Origin of the sequence: Microbispora bryophytorum, assembly GCF_006874465.1 — a bacterium.
Lineage (GTDB): Bacteria > Actinomycetota > Actinomycetes > Streptosporangiales > Streptosporangiaceae > Microbispora > Microbispora bryophytorum.
Genome location: NZ_VIRL01000029.1, coordinates 42,937 through 63,031, shown reverse-complemented (window position 1 = coordinate 63,031; position 20,095 = coordinate 42,937). Strand labels below are relative to the sequence as shown.

Sequence of the window (20,095 nt, the reverse complement as noted above, 5' to 3'; positions counted from 1 at the left end):
TCACCGAGCTTTGTGACCCTCACCGGCGAGGGCCGAAGCATCGGCCGTCAGGCCGCGCCCGGGCCTGGGAGGAGGTCGACGTCGTCGGCGTGCATCGGCTCTCCGCAGTGGCTGCAGCGTGGCTCGACCTGGCCGATCTGCCCGCAGGCATGGTGGCGGTAGAGGACGGGAGGCCCGGCCTCGCCGGCGAGCCAGCGGTCACCCCACCGGGCCATCACCATGAGCATCTCTACGAGATCGGTGCCCTTGGCGGTGAGGTGGTACTCGTAGCGGGGGCGGCCGTCGTAGGGCAGCCGCTCGAGCACACCCTGTTCGACCAGGTGGTTGAGCCGCTCGGTGAGCACCTTGCGGGAGATCCCCAAATCAGCCTGGATGTGGTCGAAGCGGCGCACCCCGGCCCACACGTCGCGCAGGATCAGCGGCGACCAGGGCTCGCCGATCACGTCCAAGGTGCGCGCGATGGAACACGCCATCTCCCCGAACCGCGTTCGCTGCATGACAGCAATCTAGCAAGTGGGGTTCCCTTACGAAACCTCGGGTGCTACCTTTCTAGCGTCTCTTAAAGAAACCTCGAAAGGGATCCGATGACATTCATCAAACGCTTCGACCATGTCGGCATCACCGTCGCCGACCTCGACGCCGCGACGGCGTTCTTCGTCAGCCTCGGTCTGGAGGCCGATCGGAAGATGGCCGTCGAAGGCGAGTTCCTGGACACGGTGATCGGCATGACCGGCGCCCGCACCGAGATCGTCATGCTGCGAGCGCCGGGCGGAGGTACGACGCTGGAGCTCTCAAGCTTCACGCGGCCGGACCACCTCCCCAGTTCGCCCGCGCCGGCCAACGCGCTGGGCCTGCGCAACGTCGCCTTCGAGGTGCACGACCTCCACGCCGCGGTCGACCACGCCGCAGCCGACGGTTACGGCCTGGTGGGAGGCATCGGCGAATACGAAGGCGTGTGGCGGATGGCCTACGTCCGCGGGCCCGAAGGAATCATCGTCTCGCTGGCCGAGCGCCTCGAGAAGTAGGGAGACATCATGAGCGCGACCGTGACCGACGAACAGATTCGGGCTCTGGCCGCGACCGCGAAGCCCTACAGCCTGGCGCTCCTTCAGTGGGGACCGGAGCGGACCATGGACGGCGCGGACGCGATCGAACTCGAACACCAGCGACGCATGGTGTCGCTGCGCGCCGAGGGGGTGATCGCGATCCTGTGCCCGGTCGCCTCCGACACCGTGGCCGGCGTCGCGATCATGACCGTGCCGGCCGAAGAAGCCACGGAGATCATGGCCGGGGACCCCTGCGTTCGAGCCGGGATGATGCGTTGCGAGGTTCACCCGTGCCACGGCTTCCCCGGAGACACCCTCCCCGTGTGAGCGATCCCGGGCCCGGGGATCAGCGAGCTCCTGGCGTACATCTCGCGGCAGGCGGCCCTTCGAGTACCAGGACGACAAGGCGCCTGGTCTCTGCGGGTGGCGCGCAGGAGGCGAGGCGCGCCGCCCTCACCGATAGGAGGCGTTCATCCACGCGACCCGGAAGTAGTTCGCCGAGGTGACCCCGCTGCTCTTGATGACGGTCATTCTCAGGCGGATCCGCTGAATTCCAGATACCGGGACCGTGATTTCCGGCGCATTCGTGTACGTCGCCACCTGCTGTGCGAGGACATGGTCGCTCAGGTCGAGAACGGAAAAACGCACCTGTGCCGACGTGTTTGGAGAAACGCGGTCGATTCCGACGCGCGCCGTGAACCTGGTCGCGTTCTGGGGAACCACGTAGTCGAGATGGCCCGTCACGGCGCCGGCCTCGTTCACCCGGCAGGTGACGGCGGTGAGTTGCTCGTCCGAGCCCGCGACGGCGACCGAGCGGTCGCCCCAGTCGTTGCCGTAGCCGTCCGGCGTTCTGCAGCCCGCGACGCCGACGGCGTCCCTCCTGGCCAGAGGCGTGGCCGTCCCGGGGTCGGCCGGGGTGGAGCCGGCGGGGGTGGAGGTGGCCTCCGCGCCGGCGGTCACCGTGGCGGTCACGGTGGCGGTGACCGTCGCCGTCGCCGTATGCGTCACGGCGATGTTCTCTCCGACCACGTTCCGCACGGCGTCGGGGGCGTTGATCACGGCGATCGTCACCGCCGACGCGGCGGTGATCAGCGTCCCCACGCAGGCCCAGACGCCAGTGATGACGGCGATTCTGCGTGCGTTCTTCCGCTCTTCCTTTCCGTCGTCGTCGGCTGTCCTTCGCGGCTTCGCTGGTGCGCTCATATCGAATTCCGGCTCGTCGCAGTGGTCTGAGGCGGTCCGCTTACGCGTCCCGTTTTTGGACGTGCGCGGCGACGAGCCGGTTGGCAGCCGGTTGTCACGGACAAGGCACGAATGCCGCCGGATCGATAACGCCGCCAACGGAAATTCGACGATTTATCCGGACATGGAGGGAAATGTCAGCGCGGGGACAGGCGCTTGAGGACCTCGTTGTGGAGCAGGCCGTTGGTGCAGACGAGGTTGCCGCCGTCGAGGGGCGGGGTGCCGTCGAGCGCGGTGCAGGAGCCGCCGGCCTCCTCCACGATGATCGTGAGCGCCGCCATGTCCCAGGGGGACAGCTCGGGCTCTGCGGAGATGTCCGCCGAGCCCTCGGCGACCATCATGTGCGACCAGAAGTCGCCGTAGCCGCGGGTGCGCCAGCAGTCCCTCGTGAGGTCGAGGAACGGGTCGAGCCGTCCGGCCTTCTCCCACTCCTCCAGGTCGGAGAAGGAGAAGGAGGCGTCGTCGAGGCGGCCGACCGAGGACACCTCGCAGCGCGTGGCCTTGCTCATACTCCGCCCGGTCCACGCGCCGGCCTCCTTGGCGGCCCACCAGCGGCGGGAGAGCGCCGGCGCCGAGACCACGCCCACGACGACCTTGCCGTGCTCCATCAGCGCGATCAGCGTGGCCCACACGGGGACTCCGCGTACGTAGTTCTTGGTGCCGTCGATCGGATCGATGATCCAGGAACGCATGCCGTAGCCGGTCATGCCGAACTCCTCGCCCACGACGGCGTCGCGGGGCCGGGCACGGCGCAGCGTGCCGCGGATCGCCTCCTCCACGGCCCGGTCGGCGTCGCTGACCGGGGTGAGGTCGGGCTTGGTGTCGACCTTGAGGTCCACGGCCTTGAAACGGCGCATCGTGATGTCGTCGGCGGCGTCCGCCAGCAGATGCGCGAGGTGCAAGTCGTCGCGGTACTCCGTCACAGGCCCAACGTACCGTGCCGCGACCTGCTGACATCAGAGGAAGGATCACCCCGAACCGTACCTGCCGGTAACATCCCGGCCATGGACATCGGCGCCTTCATGCTCGACAGCGTCCCGTTCGCGCGGCTGCTCGGCATCACGTTCGACGCGATCGGCGGCGGTGCGGCGGTCGCCCGCCTGGCCGACCGGGGAGACCTGCACAACCACGTGGGCGGCCCGCACGCGGGCGCCCTGTTCACGCTGGCCGAGACCGCCTCGGGCGCGGCCATGCTGTCGGCCTTCGGCGACCAGCTCTCCCGGGCCGTGCCGCTGGCGACCGAGGCGAGGATCGCCTACCGCAAGCTCGCCATGGGCGAGGTCACCGCCGCCGCCACCTTGCGGGCCGAGCGGGAGGCGGTCGTCGCCCGGCTGGACGCGGGGGAGCGGCCCGAGTTCGACGTCGCCGTCGAGATCCGCGACGCCGGCGACGTCGTCGTCTCGGAGATGACCGTCTCCTGGACGCTGCGCCCCAACCGCACGGGGTGACCTCACTCGGCCGGCAGGTCGTCCGGTGAGGAACGGGCGAGCCCGGCGAGGGTGGCCAGGGCGCGTGCCAGCGTCGCGGCCGGGGGTGAGGCCAGGCCGAGGCGGACGGCGTTCGGCGTGCGGTTGTCGCCGACGGCGAAGGCCGCCGCCGGAGTGACGGCGATGCCGTGCCGCGCGGCGGCGGCCACGAACGTGTCGGCCCGCCACGGAGGCGGCAGCTCCCACCAGCAGTAGTAGGACCGCGGATCGCCGCGGACGGCGAACTCGCCCAGGTGGCGTGTCACGATCTCCTGCCGGGCCTCGGCGTCCCGCCGCTTGCCCCGGCTCAGCGCCTCCACGACGCCGTCGCCGGCCAGCCGGGCCGCCGCCTCCAGCGCGAACCGCGGCGGCGCGGAGCCTCCCGAATGTAGCGCCGCGGTCACCTTGGGGGCGACGGCCTCCGGCACGACGGCGAATCCGACGGTCAGCCCGGGGGCGAGCCGCTTGGAGAGGCTGTCGACGAGGATCGTGCGCTCGGGCGCCACGGCGGCCAGCGGGGGCAGCTCGTCCCGGAGGAACGACCAGACGCCGTCCTCGACGGCGGGCACGTCCAGCCGCGCGAGCACGGCCGCGAGCTCGGCGCGGCGCTCGACCGGCATGGTGAGCGACAACGGGTTGTGCAGCGTGGGCTGGAGGTAGACCGCTCGCAGCGGAGCCTTGCGGGCGGCGGCCTCCACCGCTTCGGGCACCAGGCCCGCCTCGTCGATCGGCAGGGGCACGAGGGCCACCCCGAGCCGGGCGGCGATCGTCTTCACCACGGGGTAGGTGAGCTCCTCGACTCCCAGCCGCGCACCGGGCGGGACCAGTGCGGCGATGACGGCCGCGATCGCCTGGCGTCCGTTGCCGGCGAACAGCAGCCGCGCCGGGTCGGGGCGCCAGCCGGCGCGGGCGAGCAGGTCCGCGACGGCCTCGCGGGCGTGGGGGGTGCCCGCCGCGCCCACCGGGCGCATGGACGCCTCCAGCACATCGGGGCGCAGCAGCGGCCTGATGCCGTCCCCGAGCAGGCGGACCTGCTCGGGGATGACGGGATAGTTAAGTTCGAGGTCGATCCTGGTGCCGCTCGGTTCGGCCAGGGCGGTTCCGGGACGCCGGGAGGAGGCGCGGACGAAGGTGCCGCGGCCGACCTCGCCGACCGTCAGGCCGCGGCGGGTCAGCTCCGCGTAGACGCGCGCCGCCGTGGAGCCGGCGATGCCGCGCCGCCGGGCGAAGTCCCGCTGCGGAGGCAGCCGGTCTCCCGGCCTGAGCCGCCCGGCGGTGATGTCCGCGGCCACCTCGTCGGCCAGCTTCCGGTAGTCCTCCACCGCCGCCTCCTCACCGCGCGCATGGTTCGCAGTGCCACGGTGAACGCATTCAAACACAATATTGCTCCGAGAGCAATATTGAATATTGCATTCTTTCTGAGTGGTGCAATAGCCTGAGAAAGCCGTCCGGACCGGCACTGACGACATGAGAGGAAAGGGCGGCATCATGGTCGAACCGAACGCCGTGCTGGGGGTCGTGTCCGTGGCACTCGGAATGGTGCTTTCACCGGGCCCGAACATGATGTATCTCGTTTCGCGCAGCATCAGCCAGGGACGCCGCGCCGGAATCATCTCGTTGAGCGGAGTCGTCGCGGGTTTCCTCGTCTATCTGACGGCGACGAATCTCGGCCTGGCGGCGCTGTTCTCCGCGTTTCCGCAGGTTCTCACCGCGATACGGCTGGTAGGAGCGGGTTACCTGCTCTGGCTCGCCTGGAAGACGATCAGGCCCGGCGGCGCTTCGGTGTTCACCGTGCGGGACGTGCCGCACGACCCGCCGCCCCGGCTCTTCGCCATGGGACTGATGACGAATCTGCTCAACCCGAAGATCGCCATTCTGTATATATCTGTCATTCCGCAGTTCGTCGATATCCAGGCGGGCAACGTGCTTTTCCAGGGCGTCGTCCTCGGCCTTTTCCAGATCGCGGTGGCCGCGACGGTGAACCTGTCGATCGTGCTGGCCGCGGGAAGCGTCGCGGGTTTCCTGGCGCACCGGCCGGCGTGGTTGCGAGCCCAGCGGATCGCCATGGGGAGCATGCTCGGAGCGCTCGCCCTAATGCTCGCTTTCAGCCGGAGCGCGTCCTTCTAGCCCCCGTCGTTCCAGCCCTGGCAGTTCCAAGCCTGGCAGTTCCAGCCCTGGTCGTTCCAGTCTTCGGTCGTTCTAGTCCTCGTCGGGGGAGCCCTCGCGGCTGGCGAGCAGCCGGCGCAGCGACTCCAGGCGCGCCGGATCCGCGTGCCCCTCGGCGACGTACCGGTCGAGGGCGCAGTCGTCGCCGAGGTGGGTGCAGCCCTTGGGGCATTCGGTGGTGGCGTCCACCAGGTCGGGGAAGGCGGCGAGCACGGTCTCCACAGAGATGTGGGCGAGCCCGAAGCTGCGTACGCCGGGGGTGTCGATGATCCAGCCGCCCTCCGGCAGCTCCAGGGCGACCGCGGAGGTGGAGGTGTGCCTGCCCCTGCCGGTCACGGCGTTCACGTGGGACACGGCCCGGTGGGCGTGCGGCACCAGCGCGTTGACCAGAGTCGACTTGCCGACCCCGGAGTGGCCGACGAGCACGCTGATGCGATTCGCGAGCGCCTCGCCCAGGTCGTCGACCGGGCCGCCCTTGCGGACCACCACGTACGGCACGCCGAGGGGCTCGTACAGCGCCACCAGGTCCTCGGCGGGGGCCAGGTCGGCCTTGGTGAGGCACAGCAGCGGCTCGATGTCGGCGTCGTAGGCCGCGACGAGCATCCGGTCGATCATCCGGGGACGCGGCGGGGGATCGGTGAGCGCGGTGACGATGACCAACTGGTCGGCGTTGGCGACGATGGGGCGCTCGATGTCGTCCACGTCGTCGGCGCTGCGGCGCAGCATCGAGGTGCGCTCCTCCACGCGGACGATGCGCGCCAGCGTGTCGGGCTGCCCGGTGACGTCGCCGACCAGCGCCACGCGGTCGCCGACGACGATGCCCTTGCGGCCGAGCTCGCGGGCCTTCATCGCCATGATGAGCGCACGCTCGCCCCTCCGCTTCTTCGGTGTCGTGGAGTGGGGGACGCCCTCGCCGACCAGGCAGGTGTAGCGCCCGCGGTCGACGGCCACCACGAAGCCCTCGACCGCCTCGCTGTGGGCAGGCCTGATCCGCGTCCGGGGCCGCGAGCCCTTGCCCGGCCTGACCCTGACGTCGTCCTCGTCGTACTGCCGCTTACTCAGTGTCCGCGCCCCGATCGTGCGACGAGGACCGGCCGGCCGCTCATGTCGTCTCCTCGCCCGGCGGCTCGGAGTCGCATGAGCGAATCGCGCTGCGCTTCCTGATCCGCTCGCTCATGCCCGGTGTTCCTCGCTGCCCAGCATCGCGGCCCACATGCGAGGGAACTCGGGCAGCGTCTTGGCGGTCGTCGCGATGTCCTCTACCTCGACGCCCGGCACGGCCAGGCCGATGACCGCGCCCGCCGTGGCCATGCGGTGGTCGGCGTACGAGTGGAAGACGCCGCCGGTCAGCGGCCGGGGGTGGATCTCCAGGCCGTCGTCGGTCTCCCGGGCGTCGCCGCCCAGCCGGTTGACCTCCGTGGCGAGGGCGGTGATCCGGTCGGTCTCGTGCCCCCGAATGTGCGCCACGCCCCGGATGCGGGACGGTCCGTCGGCCAGCGCGGCCAGCGCCGCGATCGTGGGAGTGAGCTCGCTGACGTCGTGCAGGTCGGCGTCGATGCCGCGCACCGTGCCCTCGCCGGTCACCCGCAGGCCCTCCGGCACCCGCTCGACCCGCGCGCCCATCTCGGCGAGCAGCCCGCGAAGCGCGTCGCCGCCCTGCGTGGTCTCCTCCGGCCAGTCCGGCACCACGACGGAGCCTCCGGTGACCAGGGCCGCCGCGAGGAAGGGAGCGGCGTTGGACAGGTCGGGCTCGACCGTGACGTCCCTGGCCCGGATCGGGCCGGGCTGCACCCGCCACACGTCACGCTCGGAGTCGTCCACCTCGACCCCCGCCTGGCGCAGCATCTGCACGGTCATCTGGATGTGCGGCATCGACGGGACGGGCGGGCCGCTGTGCCGCACCGTCACGCCCTTCTCGAAGCGTGCGGCGGCCAGCAGCAGGCCGGAGACCATCTGCGAGGAGACCGAGGCGTCGAGGGCGACCTCGCCGCCCGGAATCGGACCGCGGATCGTGAACGGCAGCGCGTCGTTGTCCACCGACGCGCCGAGCGCCCGCAGCGCGCCCAGGATCGGGCCCATCGGCCGCTTGCGCGCGTGCGCGTCGCCGTCGAAGAAGACCGGCCCGTCGGCCAGCGCGGCGACCGGGGGCACGAACCGCATGACGGTCCCGGCCAGTCCGACGTCGACCGACGCCCCGCCGCGTACGGGATGCGGGGTCACCGCCCAGTCCACGCTGTCGGCGCTCTCGTTGGACGGCGCCATCTCGGCGCCGAGCGAGCGCAGCGCGGCCGCCATCAGGTCGGCGTCGCGGCTGCGCAGCGCGAGCCGTACGGTGCCGGGGGCGTCGGCCAGCGCGGCGAGCAGCAGCGCGCGGTTGGTCACCGACTTCGAGCCGGGCAGGCGGACCGTCGCGCGGACCGGCCCGGCGGCCGGCGGGGCGCGCCAGAGCGGTGCGGCGGCGTTCTTCTCGACGCCGTTTCGATCGATGCCGTGCGGCACGGCGCCGCCGGACGCGGACTGCGGAGAGGCCATGGCGCAAGCTTAGTCCGCGCGCACTCGCCCGCACTGTCGTGAGAGCGCGTGCGGCCCGCGCGAGTGGCAGTCTTGGGGGCATGTGCGGGAGGTACGCGTCTGCGCGCAAGAAGCAGGAGTTGCTGGAGGAGTTCCAGGTCGAGCTGGACGGGGTGCCCGACCAGGTGCCCGGTGGCGAGCTCCGGCCCGACTACAACGTCGCGCCCACGAAGAACGTCTACGCGGTGATGTGCCGCGTGCCGAAGGACGACGGCGGCGAGAGCCCGGGCGACGAGCCCGTCAGGCAGCTGCGGGTGGTCCGGTGGGGGCTGGTGCCAAGCTGGGCCAAGGACCCGTCGGTGGGCTCGCGCATGATCAACGCCAGGGTGGAGACCGTGGCGGAGAAGCCGTCCTACCGCAGGGCGCTGAAGTCGCGGCGCTGCCTGATCCCGGCGGACGGCTACTACGAGTGGATGCCGCTGGAGGGCAGGAAGAAGCAGCCGTTCTTCATCCATCCCGCCGACGGCGGCGTGCTGGCGATGGCCGGCCTGTACGAGTTCTGGAAGGACCCCACCCGACCGGACGACGACCCGCTGAAGTGGCTGTGCACCTGCACGGTGATCACCACCACGGCGACGGACAAGCTGGGCCGCATCCACGACCGGATGCCGATGATGGTCGAGCGCGACCGCTGGACGGAGTGGCTCGACCCGCGCGTGACCGACCCCACCGGCCTGCTCGTCCCGGCCGGCCCGGACCGGCTGGAGGCGTACGCCGTGTCGGACGTCGTCAACAGCGTCCGCCACAACGGCCCCGAGCTCGTCGAGCCTCTGGAAGGCGACGACGTCCCGCGCCTGTTCTGACGGTCCCTCCGGTTGATCCGGCTGGTCGGTCCCTCCGGTCGGTCCTCCGGCGGGACGTTCCGGGCCCGGGCACGGGCGGAGCGCGCTCACCTGTCCTATGGCGGACAACCCGTTGATCGGAGTCAGGGCCGGACGTACGCTCCGGTGGCGCTTGCACGACATGTACGTAACTCGCCACTCTCAGTTATTTGGAGCGTTACATGTCCCTGACGAACGACATCACGGGCACACCGGCCGAGCCGAGATCGGTCGGCTTCGGGCCGCTGACGGCGACGGTCGACTACACGAAGCTGCGCGCGCTTCCCGCGAACAAGTACCCCGACTACTTCAACCGCGTCCACCAGCTGTTCACCGGGCTCGAGATCGACCTGTGGTCCCAGATCGCGCAGTACCAGGGCGAGGACCAGCTCTGGCTGGCCCACGCCCTCTACCTGTACGGCGCCAACCGGGACGCTCTCCCCGATGACTTCGACCACACCGCGGCGGTGTCTCGCCTGGTAGGCCGGGCGACCCTGCGTACGGCCATGCCGGGCGCCGAGAACGACGCGTTCGAACGGGAGGTGCTGCGGACGAGCGGCTGGGTGAGGGGGGCGGTCGTCCGGAAGCTCGCCCCGCCCGACACGGCGGTGACGGCGAAGCTGAACCTCATCTACAACCCTCCCGGGTCCGACCAGGACGGCAAGGGAGAGACGAAGGTCGGGCCGCTGCAGGAGAACGTGCTCAAGGAGCTGCCCGATCTGCTGGCGCAGGTGGTGGACGAGCAGCTCCGGCACTGGGCGCCGCCCACGGGTACAAAGTCCGAGCCGGAGTCGCTCGATCACCTCAGGCGCATCGCCGACTTCCTCCAGACGTTCGTCGCCGTCGGACTGCGGCCGTACGCCGACTCCTGGGAGGAAGGGCCGTACTTCGACGGCTTCCGTTACAGCGAGCGCCTGCAGAGCACCGCGGAGCTGCCCGCCGGGCCCGCCCAGCGGCTGAACTGGATGATGAACAGGGCGCAGGCGGTCGGCTGGGACAAGCAACGAGGGGCGCTGCTCGTCAAGGCGAACTACGACGCCACCCGCGCCGAGGACCGGGAGACGCTGCGCGCCCTGCTGCAGGAGCGCCTGTCGACGGACCTGACCCTGAGCAGGAGGGTCGGGGCCATGGTCAAGCTGACCGCGGCGCACAGCGGAGGCGAGGGCAACATCTCCGTTCAGCCGATCTTCCCGAGCCCCGCGTGGGGGACGAAGTCCGACTGGCGCTGGCGGGTGATCAGAACGCTCGTGCACGAGTTGATGCACCGGCTCGCCCACCCCCGGTTCAGGGAGACGGCGGAGGGGATCCGGCACAGCCAGATCATCGGCGAGGGCTTCGTCGACCTGCTGACCGTGGACGTCTACACCCAGCTCTGGGACGCGGTGTCCAAGTCGGGCAGGGGTGCGCAGGTCCTGCTCAAGGGACTCGACGTGACCAAGCAGCCGGACCCGTCGTTCCTCAAGGTCGGCTACGGCGAGGCGGGGGCCTCGGCGGTGGCGATCCGTGACCTTGTCGGCGACGACAACGTCCGCGCGGCCTTCTTCCTCGGCGCGACGCACCTCATCGGTTTGCCCCCGCGCCAGTGAGCCCCCTGCGACCCCCCAATGAGCCTGGACCGGTGAGCCCGCACCGGGGACGGCTGCCGAGCAGGTCAGGGGTGTAAACGGGCCGCGAAGTGGGCATCCGTTCGAGAAAGCGGTCGCACGGAAGGTGACCGGCCGCTGAACGTCCAGGAGACCGGGGGCTCCTGGACGGGTGATTCCCCCACTCCCGGAGGTGCGGATCCGTGGACGCCGCGACCGCGCGTATGCGCCTGGAAAGCATGCTCGCCGAGCTGGACCGGTCGATCAACGTGCTGCGCGGGGATCCGGCCGCCGGGCGCGACAGATCCCTCCCCGACGCGGGAGCCGACCTCACCGACGCCGACCGGACCAGGGCCATGCTCGACGCCGCGTCCCGGCAGCGTACGGCGGTGCTGGCCGCGCTGCGGCGGCTGGACGACGGCGGTTACGGCCGCTGCGTCGACTGCGGCACGCTCGTGCCCGAGGGCAGGCTGGAGGCCCGCCCCGAGGCGGCCCGCTGCGTGGGATGCCAGTCGAGGACCGAGCGCCGCCGGTGACCCGCGCGTGCACCCGACCGAGCGCCTGTCGGTCTGCCCGCGTGCCTGACCGCCGTGCCCGGGCGCCTGCCGGTGACCCGCCCGGGAGGGCGTTCACATCGGCTTGCGGGCGCTGGCCACCAGGTGGATGCCGACGGTGTCGTCGCCGTCGGCCTCGGTCTCGAGCTCGGTGCGGACCAGCCAGGACAGTGACTTGCTCTCCGCGCTCAGCACGTGGTCGACGGTGGAGGGGGACAGCACGGTGCGCGGGCGCACCCACTCCACCTCAAGGCCGGCGCCGGTGATCAGCTCGCGGATCTGCTGGCTGGTGAAGCAGCGGGTGATGCTGCCGTCGGGCCAGGGGATGAGCATGACCTCGCCCGTCTGGCACAGATGCGCCCAGTAGTTCTGCTCGGCCAGGATCGCCATCCCGAGGACCAGCGAGTCGACGCACAGCAGCGCGCGCCCGCCGGGCCGCAGCACCCGGGCCACGTCCTCGATGACGGACTCGGCCATGATCTCGACCGACAACACGCGCTCCTCGGCGATCACGCCGTCCACGCAGCCGTCGGGCAGGAAGCCGAGGTTGTCGGCGCGCACCTTCTGTATGCGGTCGGACGCGTCGCGCAGCCACGGCTCGGCCGACCTGCGGAAGTCCATGACCTCGATCACCCGGTGACCGGCGCGCGCCGCCTGGGCCGGCCACCGTCCCCGTCCGCCGGACAGGTCCAGCAGCAGAGAGGGGCGGCCGGGCAGCCACTGGCGCAGCTGTTCGGCCACGACCGCGTGATAAAAGGTCCAGTACGGCCCGAGTGTGCCCGGGCCGTTGAGTTCGTTGGCCGGTATAGGCAGCACGAGCGGCTCCTGGACTCTGGCTGCCCCCCGCATGGGCGTGTGGCAGCGAAACTCGGTTTCCGGGCTACCAAGCCGGTGCTAGCTTTTTTCCCCGCACCGGGTCGTTCGTCACCTCAATCTGCACCGGGAACAGACTCTACGCCTGCCCTGTTGCAGTTGGGCATGAAGACGTTGGTGCTGCCAGAAGGCCTCGACGGGCTCGACCTTGCCGGGCCGGTATCCTCGGCTGGGTACGGTGTCCTTAAGGGGGTGGGTCCGGTCTCCAAGACAGCGGAGGAGACTCTGGAGCAGCGCAGTGAGCGGTTCGAGCGCGACGTCATGCCGTTTCTCGACCAACTGTACTCGGCCGCACTCCGGATGACCCGAAACGCAGCGGATGCGGAGGACCTCCTGCAGGAGACCTTCGCAAAGGCGTTCGCCTCCTTCCACCAGTTCCAGGAGGGGACGAACCTCAAGGCCTGGCTCTACCGCATCCTCACCAACACCTTCATCAACAGCTACCGGAAGAAGCAACGGGAGCCCAAGCAGGCGGGCACCGAGGAGATCGAGGACTGGCAGCTCGCCCGGGCGGAGTCGCACACGTCCAGCGGCCTGAAGTCGGCCGAGATCGAGGCGCTTGAGCACCTTCCCGACAGCGATGTGAAGGACGCACTCGCCACGCTCCCCGAGGATTTCCGCATCGCCGTCTATCTGGCGGACGTTGAGGGCTTCCCGTACAAGGAGATCGCCGAGATCATGGGCACGCCCATCGGGACCGTGATGTCGCGCCTCCACCGGGGTCGCCGGCAGCTGCGCAACCAGCTCGAGGACTACGCGCGGGAGCGCGGCCTCGTGCGGTCGGACTCCCGCGGTGCGGGTCTCGGCGGGACGCTTGGCGAGGAGGAGCGATGAGCTGCGGGAACCACCACGACACCCCGTGTAGCGAGGTGCTCGACCGGGTGTACACCTACCTGGACGGTGAGCTGGACAGCAACCGCATCGCCGAGATAAGGAAGCACCTCGACGAGTGCTCTCCCTGCCTGGAGGAGTACGGCCTCGAGGAGGCCGTCAAGCGGCTCGTGGCCAAACACTGCGGATGCGACCCCGTTCCGCAGGACCTGCGCAGCAAGGTGCTCAGCCGGATCGAGCAGGCACGCGCCGAGATGGCCGAATAGTCCGGCGGTTTCCGAGGGGCGACGGCCGGGTGGTACGGCCCCTCGCCGCGTCCTGCCCCGCGGGCCGTGCCGGCATCGCGGGGGCCTGATCGGGCAGTGCCGGGGCAATGCTCGTTAGGATCTTCCGGTACAGGCCGGGAAGGGCGGGGACATGCGGGCACTGGTCACGGGCGGGGCGGGCTTCATCGGGTCGACCCTCGTCGATCGGCTGTTGGCGGACGGTCACGAGGTCGCGGTGGTGGACGACCTGTCGTCCGGCCACGTGCGCAACCCCGGCGTCCCCCTCCATGTCATGGACGTGCGCGACCCCGCGCTCGCGGAGCTCGCCGAACGCTGGCGGCCGGAGGTCGTCTGTCACCTCGCCGCGCAGATCAGCGTGCGCAGGAGCGTGGCGGACCCGGTGACCGACGCCCAAATCAACGTCGAGGGCACGGTGAACGTCCTGGAGGCCGCCCGCCGCGCCGGGGCCCGTAAGGTCGTCTACGCCTCCTCCGTCGCCGTCTACGGCAGGCCGACCGTGATTCCGGTCCCGGGCGACGCCCCCACCGATCCCCGCTCGCCGTACGCCGCCTCCAAGCTCGGCGGTGAGCTGTACCTCGCCACCTACCGGGCGCTGCACGGGCTCGAATACACCACGCTCGTGCTGTCGAACGTCTACGGGCCGCGCCAGTCGCCCGAGGGCGAGGCCGGGGTGGTCGCCATCTTCACCGACGCCCTGCTGGCGGGGAAGCCCACGGTCGTGTACGGCGACGGCTCCCAGACGCGCGACTACGTCTTCGTGGAGGACGTGGTGGACGGCTTCGCCCGCGCATGCGGACCCCAGGGGGACGGCCGCCGGGTCAACCTCGGCACCGGCGTCCAGACCACCGACCGTGAGCTGCACGCCCTGATCGCCGCGGCGGCCGGAGCGCCGGACGAGCCGCGCTTCGAACCCCCGCGCATGGGCGACCTCCCCGCGATGGCCGTCGATCCCGCCCCGGCGTACGAGGCCCTGGGCTGGCGTCCCCGGCACGATCTGCCGACCGGCCTCGAGGCCACCGTCGCATGGGCCCGTCAGGCGCTGGTCTGATCGCGTGCGCCCGGCTCGCCGGTCCGGACGCCGGTCCACGCCCGTCCCGCGCCCGTCCCGCGCCGGCGTGGAGGCGGGGCGGCGACCGGCTGGGCGGTCCGACGACGAACTCCCCGGGCCGGCCCCGCGAAACGGCGCTGACAAACCGGTGCAATTGCACGCGGTGTGATGGCTTGGTTACGGTTTGGCTGCGATGGTCGCGACATCCCGGACCGGCGGTCGGCCCTTCTGTAGCCTGAGTGGCGACATCGACGTGGAGGCGGCGCAATGCTTGGGAAGACCGTCGTCAGGCTCATAGTGGCGCTGGCGCTGCTTACTCCGGTGGTGGCTCTGGTCGGTCTCGCGGCCGGCACCCCGGGGATCTCCTGGACGTAGTCACTGCCCGTGGGCCGGTCCGACAGGGCCGGCTCACGGGTCCGATCCGCATTCAAGGTGGCCGCCATGCGGGAACTTCCGTGGCCCGCCAGGGTCTACTTCGTCGCGCTCGTCGGAACCGCCGGTCTCGTGATCGCGCGCGGTCTCCTCGTGCATCAGGGGCTCGTGGCGGAGGACTGGTCGGCGCTTCTCGTCCTGGCGCTGCTCTTCCTGCTCTGCGAGTCGGTGCCGACGCTGCTCAACGTGCCGCACGTGGCGGTGTCGGTGAGCTTCTCCGCCGCGCTGGCCGCCGTGGTGCTCGTCGGCCCGGAGGGCGCGGCCCTGGTCGGGCTGGCCGCGGTCGTGAGCGTGCGGCCCGGCCTGCCGATGGTGAAACGGCTGTTCAACGGCGCGCAGTACGCCCTGTGCGGCTACGCGGCCGGATGGGCCTACGAGAGCGCGGGAGGACGGGCCGACCTGCCCGAGCCGGCCGACTTCCCTGGCATCCTCGTGCCGTACGCCGCGGCGACGGTGGTCTTCGTGGCCGTCAACTTCGCGCTGACCGCGGTCATCCTGCGACTGGCCTCCGCGGTGCACAAGGACCAGGTCTCGCTCCGCGCGATGGTGCAGTTCCTGAGCTCCTACGTCGGATTCGCCACCTTCGGCCTGCTGATCGCGGCCCTGTGGTCGACGGTGCAGTCGATCTCGGCCCTGCTCGTGCTGTTGCCGCTGTTCGTGGCCCGGTGGGCCTTGGGGCACTACCACGCCGAGCAGCGGGCGTACGACGCGACGATCGCGGCGCTGTGCCAGGCGGTGGAGACGAAGGACTACTACACGCGCGGGCACTGCACGCGAGTCTCCGCGGCATCCTCGATGATCGCCGAGGAGATCGGGATGGGAACCGAGCGGCTGCGCGCGATCCGATACGCGGGGATGCTCCACGACGTTGGCAAACTCGGCGTGCCGACCAAGGTGCTGCAGAAGGACGGGCGCCTGACCGAGGAGGAGTACGCCGCGATCCAGCTCCACCCGATGCGGGGGCTGGAGATCGTGCGGGGCATCGACTTCCTCGACGAGGCGTTCGCCGGGATCATGCACCACCACGAACGACATGACGGGAAGGGCTACCCGATGGGCCTGGCCGGCTCGGAGATCCCCGAGTTCGCCCGGATCATCGCGGTGGCCGACGCGTTCGACTCCATGACCTCCGACCGCTCCTACCGCAAGGCCAAGTCGATCGAGTTCGCGGTGGCCGAGCTGCGCAAGAACGCCGGAACCCAGTTCGCCCCCGACATGGTGTGCGCGTTCGTCAAGGCGCTCGACCGGTACGGCTGGGACCTGGCGCAGCCGGTGCCCGTGCCGCCGGACGACTCCGCCGTGGAGACCACCGTGAAGGACCACGACGACCCGACGACGCCCATCCAGGTGGTGTCGGAGCGGTGAGGGAGCGTCGGCTGACGGCCAGGCCGGTGGGGCTCGACTCGGGCCAGCTCCTGCTCATCTGCGCCGCGGGGATGCTGACCGTGGCGGGGATCGCCCACACCGCGGCGGAGGGCCTGACCGATCCGCGGGTCGCCATCGGGTTCGGCGTGCTCATCGCCGCCGGAGAGCTGGCCCGGCTCACGATGCCCGGCAACCGCGAGGTCGCCCCGATCTCCACCGCCGCCTCCCTCGGATACGCCCTGCTGCTCGACGTGGGCGGACGGCCGGCGCAGCATTCGGCCCTGCAGGTCGTGGCGGTGATGTCGGTCGGCATGATCGCGGGAGGGCTGCCGCACCTGGCGGTCGGCCGGCCGCCGCGTCTCGACGCGTTGGCGCGGCGGCTGCTCGCCGGGTCCCTGCTCGCCTTCGCCTACCGGCCGCTCACCGGCCCGCTGGGGGAGCTCGCGCGGGACACGGCCGACCGGCACGGGAACTGGTGGCCTGCGCTCGGCGTGATGGCCGTGCTCGTCACGGTCATGCTCGCGGCCGACGTGGTGATCGCCGCCATGCACCGGGCCGGCCAGGTCAGGACCGCGTTCGGCGTCGCCGTACGGGACGAGATCAGGATGGCCGCGCCGCTCGGCGCCGCCGTCGGGGCGTCGGGCATCCTGCTCGCGCTCGCCTCGCACAGCATGGACATGACCGCGCTGCCCGCGTTCGCCGCGCCGCTGCTCGTCACGCAGGTGGCGTTCCGCAAGTACGCCGGCATCCGGGCGACCTACCTGCAGACCGTGCGTGCGCTGAGCCGGGTCACCGAGGTCGGCGGGTACGTCGAGCCGGGCCACTCCCGCCGCGTCAGCCAGTTGTCGGTCGCCATCGGCCGGGAGCTGGGCATGGCGGAGCCGCAGCTGCTGGAGCTGGAGTACGCCGCGCTCATGCACGACATCGGCCAGCTCTCGCTGCGCGACCCGATCCCGGGCGGCGCGACCGTGCTGGCCGACCCCGCGCAGGCGCGGCGGATCGCCGAGCTGGGCGCCGAGGTGATCAGGAAGACCGGTGTCCTCCACGGCGTCGCGGAGATCGTCCGCCGGCAGTGCGACACGCTCGGCGAGTCCCCGCCGATGGCCAGCCGCGTCATCAAGGCCGCCAACGCCTACGACGACCTCGTGAGCGGATCGACCGACAGGGACCGCGCGGCGGCGGCCCTGGAGCGGCTGCGCCTCGACGGCGGGTCGGCCTACGACCCCGGAGTGGTGGAGGCGATGACGCGCGTCGTCGATCGACTCGTGCTCGTCACACGCTTGTAGCAGACGTAGTATCCGAACGTCTCCGACGGCACGCCGGGCCCCTCGTTGTTGTGGCGACCCTACAGATTCGGCCCCCGCGTTCAGTCGGAACGGGCGGGGCGGCGGAACGAGGGATCACCCTAGAGTTGGGTGCGTGTTCGACTCAGTTCTCGTCGCCAACCGTGGTGAAATCGCCCGCCGGATCATTCGTACTGTGCGGGGCATGGGGCTTCGCGCCGTCGCGGTCTACTCCGAGGCGGACGCCGACCTGCCGTTCGTGCGTGAGGCCGACGACGCCGTGCTCCTCGGCCCCGCGAACCCGGCCCAGAGCTACCTCGACATCGACAAGGTCCTCCAGGCCGCCCGCGCGACGGGAGCGCGGGCGGTCCACCCCGGATACGGGTTCCTCGCGGAGAACGCCGCGTTCGCCCGTGCGGTGATCGAGGCCGGGCTCGTCTGGATCGGCCCGGACCCCAAGGCCATCGAGCAGATGGGTGACAAGATCAACGCCCGCAACCTGATGGAGGCCGCGGGCGTGCCGGTCGCCGCCGGGACCAGGGAGCCGGTCTCCGACCTCGAGCAGGCCCGGCGGGCCGCCGAGGAGATCGGGTTCCCCGTGATGGTGAAGGCGGCCGGCGGGGGCGGCGGCATCGGCATGGGCGTGGCGCGCGACGACGAGTCGCTGACCAAGGCGTTCGAGCAGGCCTGCCGCGCGGCCGCCCGCTTCGGCGGCGAGCCGGCCATCCTGCTTGAGCGCTACATCGAGCGGGCCAGGCACGTCGAGGTGCAGATCCTCGGCCTCGCCGACGGCACCGTGGTCGCCCTGGGCGAGCGCGACTGCTCGGTCCAGCGGCGCCACCAGAAGGTCGTGGAGGAGAGCCCGTCCCCCGGCGTGTCCCCGGAGCTGCGCGAGCGGATGCTCGCGGCGGCCGTACGGGCGGGGGAGGCCGTGTCCTATCGCGGCGCGGGCACGGTCGAGTGCCTGGTGGACGCGGACGCCCAGGACTTCGTCTTCCTGGAGATGAACACCCGGCTCCAGGTGGAGCACCCCGTCACCGAGCTGGTCACCGGCCTCGACCTCGTGGAGCACCAGATCCGGGTCGCGGCCGGCGAGGTCTACTCCGTCGAGCCGCGGGTGAGCGGCCACGCGATCGAGTTCCGCGTTTACGCCGAGGACCCCCGCAGGTTCCTGCCCGGCCCTGGCAAGATCGGTGTGTGGGAGGAGCCGGAGGGCGAGGGAGTGCGCGTCGATTCGGGATACGCGGCGGGCAACACCGTCACGCCGTTCTACGATCCGTTGACGGCCAAGCTCTGCGTCGTCGGCGCCACCCGCGAGGAGGCGCTGGAGCGGGGCAGGCAGGCCGTCGCCGGGTTCCGCATCGAAGGCCCGAAGCACAACCTGCCGTTCTGTGCCGAGCTGCTCGACCACCCCGAGTTCGTGAGCGGGGACTACGACACCGGGCTGGTCTCCCGGATGAGAAACGCCTGATTTGCTGAACTATGTGAGGGGAGTTTTCGGGTGGCCGAGGTGCGCGCCGAGATGGTGGCGAACGTCTGGAAGATCGTTGTGAGCGAGGGTGAGGTCGTCGAGGAGGGCGACACCCTTGTGATCCTGGAGTCGATGAAGATGGAGATCCCCGTCCTCGCCGAGGACGGCGGGACCATCTCGAAGCTCCACGTGAAGGAGGGCGACGTCGTCCAGGAGGGAGACCTCATCGCCGTCGTCGAGTAGGGCGGGCCGGCGTTCACCGAAGGGGCCGGACTTCACCGACGGGACAGGACGTTCACAGGCGGGACAGGAACCGCTCGCGGTCGACCACGATCCGCTCGATCGTGCCCGTGGCGACCAGGGCTCCGGTCTTGTCGACGGCCCTGACGGAGAAGAGGAGCCGTCTGCCGTCCACCTCCGTGAGCTCGACGCCGATCTCGACGTGCATCCCCACCGGGCTGGGCAGACGGTGCTCGATGAGCACCCTGGTCCCCACCGTGGTCTGCCCCGGCTCCAGGTGATGCTGGACGGCCTTGACCGTGGCTCCCTCGGCGAACGACAGCAGCCGCGGCGTGCCCAGCACCGGCACGTCGCCGCTGCCCACCCGGATCGCCGTGTCCCCGCGCTCCACCATGATGAGGACTTCGGCGCGCAGGCCTGGAGCAACACTCATGCGGGTCAGCCTATTGGGTCGTCATTCCCCGGCACGGGTGAAGGCCGCGAGGCAACCAGAAGAGGCCCTGAAGCGTCTTAGACGGCAGCGGGGACTCCATGATGCTTTCCAGGCGGCGGAGGCGGGCAGCGGTTAGGGTGGTGCACTGTGGACCTCTACTGCGATCACTGCGGCCGTTCGGCCGCGCACGGTGATCACGCGGCCTGCCTGGCCGCCAGGACGATGGAGCCACCGCGTTACTGCCCGCACTGCCGCCGCCGGATGGTCGTCCAGGTGACGCCCAGGGACTGGACGGCACGGTGCTCGGTGCACGGTAGTACGGGCGGGTAACAGGTAGGCTCGACCTTCGATCCCCCGAGCCTGGATCCCTCCGCGTACAGGGT

23 protein-coding genes are annotated in these 20,095 nt (G+C 70.8%); 15 read left to right on the top strand and 8 right to left on the bottom strand.

From position 1 onward, the window contains the following. Nucleotides 1-47: 47 nt before the first annotated feature. Nucleotides 48-497 carry a winged helix-turn-helix transcriptional regulator gene (locus FLX07_RS33490; RefSeq protein WP_142575699.1) on the bottom strand — a complete coding sequence of 150 codons (450 nt, stop codon included), beginning with the start codon at nucleotides 495-497 and terminating at the stop codon, nucleotides 48-50. Nucleotides 498-584: 87 nt separating this feature from the next. Here FLX07_RS33490 and FLX07_RS33485 point away from each other — a divergent pair, with 87 nt between their 5' ends. Together FLX07_RS33485 and FLX07_RS33480 are read left to right on the top strand one after the other, a co-directional pair. Continuing rightward, nucleotides 585-1,025, top strand: coding sequence for a VOC family protein (locus tag FLX07_RS33485; RefSeq protein ID WP_142575698.1), 441 nt, complete (start codon nucleotides 585-587; stop codon nucleotides 1,023-1,025). Nucleotides 1,026-1,034: 9 nt separating this feature from the next. Beyond that, nucleotides 1,035-1,373, top strand: coding sequence for a YciI family protein (locus FLX07_RS33480; protein ID WP_142575697.1), 339 nt, complete (start codon nucleotides 1,035-1,037; stop codon nucleotides 1,371-1,373). Between the two features lie 126 nt (nucleotides 1,374-1,499). Here FLX07_RS33480 and FLX07_RS33475 read toward each other — a convergent pair whose 3' ends face one another. Both FLX07_RS33475 and hisN read right to left on the bottom strand, forming a co-directional pair. Beyond that, nucleotides 1,500-2,249 (bottom strand): NPCBM/NEW2 domain-containing protein, encoded by a 750-nt coding sequence (locus tag FLX07_RS33475; protein ID WP_142575696.1) that lies wholly within the window; start codon nucleotides 2,247-2,249, stop codon nucleotides 1,500-1,502. A gap of 176 nt (nucleotides 2,250-2,425) precedes the next feature. After that, nucleotides 2,426-3,211, bottom strand: coding sequence for a histidinol-phosphatase (gene hisN, locus FLX07_RS33470; RefSeq protein WP_142575695.1), 786 nt, complete (start codon nucleotides 3,209-3,211; stop codon nucleotides 2,426-2,428). Nucleotides 3,212-3,292: 81 nt separating this feature from the next. On the opposite strand from hisN, the gene FLX07_RS33465 reads away from it, so the two are divergent. Further along, entirely contained in the window at nucleotides 3,293-3,736 is a 444-nt protein-coding gene (locus tag FLX07_RS33465; RefSeq protein ID WP_142575694.1) for a DUF4442 domain-containing protein, read from the top strand. 2 nt (nucleotides 3,737-3,738) lie between these two features. Here FLX07_RS33465 and FLX07_RS33460 read toward each other — a convergent pair whose 3' ends face one another. Continuing rightward, complete coding sequence (locus FLX07_RS33460) at nucleotides 3,739-5,076, bottom strand: aminotransferase-like domain-containing protein (protein WP_142575693.1); 1,338 nt, start codon at nucleotides 5,074-5,076, stop codon at nucleotides 3,739-3,741. Between the two features lie 166 nt (nucleotides 5,077-5,242). Between FLX07_RS33460 and FLX07_RS33455 the strand changes: the two genes are divergently transcribed. Continuing rightward, nucleotides 5,243-5,881, top strand: a complete 639-nt coding sequence (locus FLX07_RS33455; RefSeq protein WP_142575692.1) for a LysE family translocator — start codon at nucleotides 5,243-5,245, stop codon at nucleotides 5,879-5,881. A gap of 72 nt (nucleotides 5,882-5,953) precedes the next feature. Here the strand turns inward: FLX07_RS33455 and rsgA are convergent, their stop codons facing one another. Then, complete coding sequence (gene rsgA, locus FLX07_RS33450; protein WP_142575691.1) at nucleotides 5,954-6,982, bottom strand: ribosome small subunit-dependent GTPase A; 1,029 nt, start codon at nucleotides 6,980-6,982, stop codon at nucleotides 5,954-5,956. Between the two features lie 111 nt (nucleotides 6,983-7,093). Further along, nucleotides 7,094-8,452 (bottom strand): 3-phosphoshikimate 1-carboxyvinyltransferase, encoded by a 1,359-nt coding sequence (aroA, locus tag FLX07_RS33445; RefSeq protein WP_142575690.1) that lies wholly within the window; start codon nucleotides 8,450-8,452, stop codon nucleotides 7,094-7,096. A gap of 80 nt (nucleotides 8,453-8,532) precedes the next feature. On the opposite strand from aroA, the gene FLX07_RS33440 reads away from it, so the two are divergent. The 3 genes from FLX07_RS33440 to FLX07_RS33430 all read left to right on the top strand — a co-directional run bounded on the left by FLX07_RS33440 (nucleotide 8,533) and on the right by FLX07_RS33430 (nucleotide 11,431). Next, nucleotides 8,533-9,294, top strand: coding sequence for an SOS response-associated peptidase (locus FLX07_RS33440; RefSeq protein ID WP_142575689.1), 762 nt, complete (start codon nucleotides 8,533-8,535; stop codon nucleotides 9,292-9,294). A gap of 200 nt (nucleotides 9,295-9,494) precedes the next feature. Further along, nucleotides 9,495-10,898, top strand: a complete 1,404-nt coding sequence (locus FLX07_RS33435; protein WP_142575688.1) for a hypothetical protein — start codon at nucleotides 9,495-9,497, stop codon at nucleotides 10,896-10,898. A gap of 200 nt (nucleotides 10,899-11,098) precedes the next feature. Continuing rightward, complete coding sequence (locus tag FLX07_RS33430; protein ID WP_142575687.1) at nucleotides 11,099-11,431, top strand: TraR/DksA family transcriptional regulator; 333 nt, start codon at nucleotides 11,099-11,101, stop codon at nucleotides 11,429-11,431. A gap of 93 nt (nucleotides 11,432-11,524) precedes the next feature. Here the strand turns inward: FLX07_RS33430 and FLX07_RS33425 are convergent, their stop codons facing one another. Further along, nucleotides 11,525-12,265 carry a class I SAM-dependent methyltransferase gene (locus tag FLX07_RS33425; protein ID WP_142575686.1) on the bottom strand — a complete coding sequence of 247 codons (741 nt, stop codon included), beginning with the start codon at nucleotides 12,263-12,265 and terminating at the stop codon, nucleotides 11,525-11,527. A gap of 249 nt (nucleotides 12,266-12,514) precedes the next feature. On the opposite strand from FLX07_RS33425, the gene FLX07_RS33420 reads away from it, so the two are divergent. The 7 genes from FLX07_RS33420 to FLX07_RS33390 all read left to right on the top strand — a co-directional run bounded on the left by FLX07_RS33420 (nucleotide 12,515) and on the right by FLX07_RS33390 (nucleotide 19,282). Further along, entirely contained in the window at nucleotides 12,515-13,156 is a 642-nt protein-coding gene (locus FLX07_RS33420) for a sigma-70 family RNA polymerase sigma factor (RefSeq protein ID WP_142575685.1), read from the top strand. Next, complete coding sequence (gene rsrA / locus FLX07_RS33415) at nucleotides 13,153-13,419, top strand: mycothiol system anti-sigma-R factor (protein WP_142575684.1); 267 nt, start codon at nucleotides 13,153-13,155, stop codon at nucleotides 13,417-13,419. Before FLX07_RS33420 ends, rsrA begins: the two co-directional genes overlap by 4 nt. Before the next feature lie 151 nt (nucleotides 13,420-13,570). Further along, a complete protein-coding gene (locus FLX07_RS33410) occupies nucleotides 13,571-14,488 on the top strand; it encodes an NAD-dependent epimerase/dehydratase family protein (protein WP_142575683.1) in 918 nt (305 codons plus the stop codon). Between the two features lie 441 nt (nucleotides 14,489-14,929). After that, nucleotides 14,930-16,285 carry an HD-GYP domain-containing protein gene (locus FLX07_RS33405; RefSeq protein ID WP_142575682.1) on the top strand — a complete coding sequence of 452 codons (1,356 nt, stop codon included), beginning with the start codon at nucleotides 14,930-14,932 and terminating at the stop codon, nucleotides 16,283-16,285. After that, a complete protein-coding gene (locus FLX07_RS33400) occupies nucleotides 16,282-17,571 on the top strand; it encodes an HD-GYP domain-containing protein (protein WP_229689974.1) in 1,290 nt (429 codons plus the stop codon). The genes FLX07_RS33405 and FLX07_RS33400 overlap by 4 nt, the downstream gene beginning before the upstream one ends. 133 nt (nucleotides 17,572-17,704) lie before the next feature. Beyond that, entirely contained in the window at nucleotides 17,705-19,039 is a 1,335-nt protein-coding gene (locus FLX07_RS33395; RefSeq protein WP_142575681.1) for an acetyl-CoA carboxylase biotin carboxylase subunit, read from the top strand. Nucleotides 19,040-19,069: 30 nt separating this feature from the next. Continuing rightward, the gene (locus FLX07_RS33390; RefSeq protein WP_142575680.1) at nucleotides 19,070-19,282 is read left to right on the top strand and encodes a biotin/lipoyl-binding carrier protein; all 213 of its coding nucleotides are present in this window, start codon (nucleotides 19,070-19,072) and stop codon (nucleotides 19,280-19,282) included. Between the two features lie 52 nt (nucleotides 19,283-19,334). Here the strand turns inward: FLX07_RS33390 and FLX07_RS33385 are convergent, their stop codons facing one another. Beyond that, nucleotides 19,335-19,712 carry a thioesterase family protein gene (locus FLX07_RS33385; RefSeq protein ID WP_142575679.1) on the bottom strand — a complete coding sequence of 126 codons (378 nt, stop codon included), beginning with the start codon at nucleotides 19,710-19,712 and terminating at the stop codon, nucleotides 19,335-19,337. A 147-nt stretch (nucleotides 19,713-19,859) separates the two neighbouring features. On the opposite strand from FLX07_RS33385, the gene bsaP reads away from it, so the two are divergent. Then, nucleotides 19,860-20,042 (top strand): biotin synthase auxiliary protein BsaP, encoded by a 183-nt coding sequence (bsaP, locus tag FLX07_RS39005; RefSeq protein WP_142575678.1) that lies wholly within the window; start codon nucleotides 19,860-19,862, stop codon nucleotides 20,040-20,042. Nucleotides 20,043-20,095: the final 53 nt, after the last annotated feature.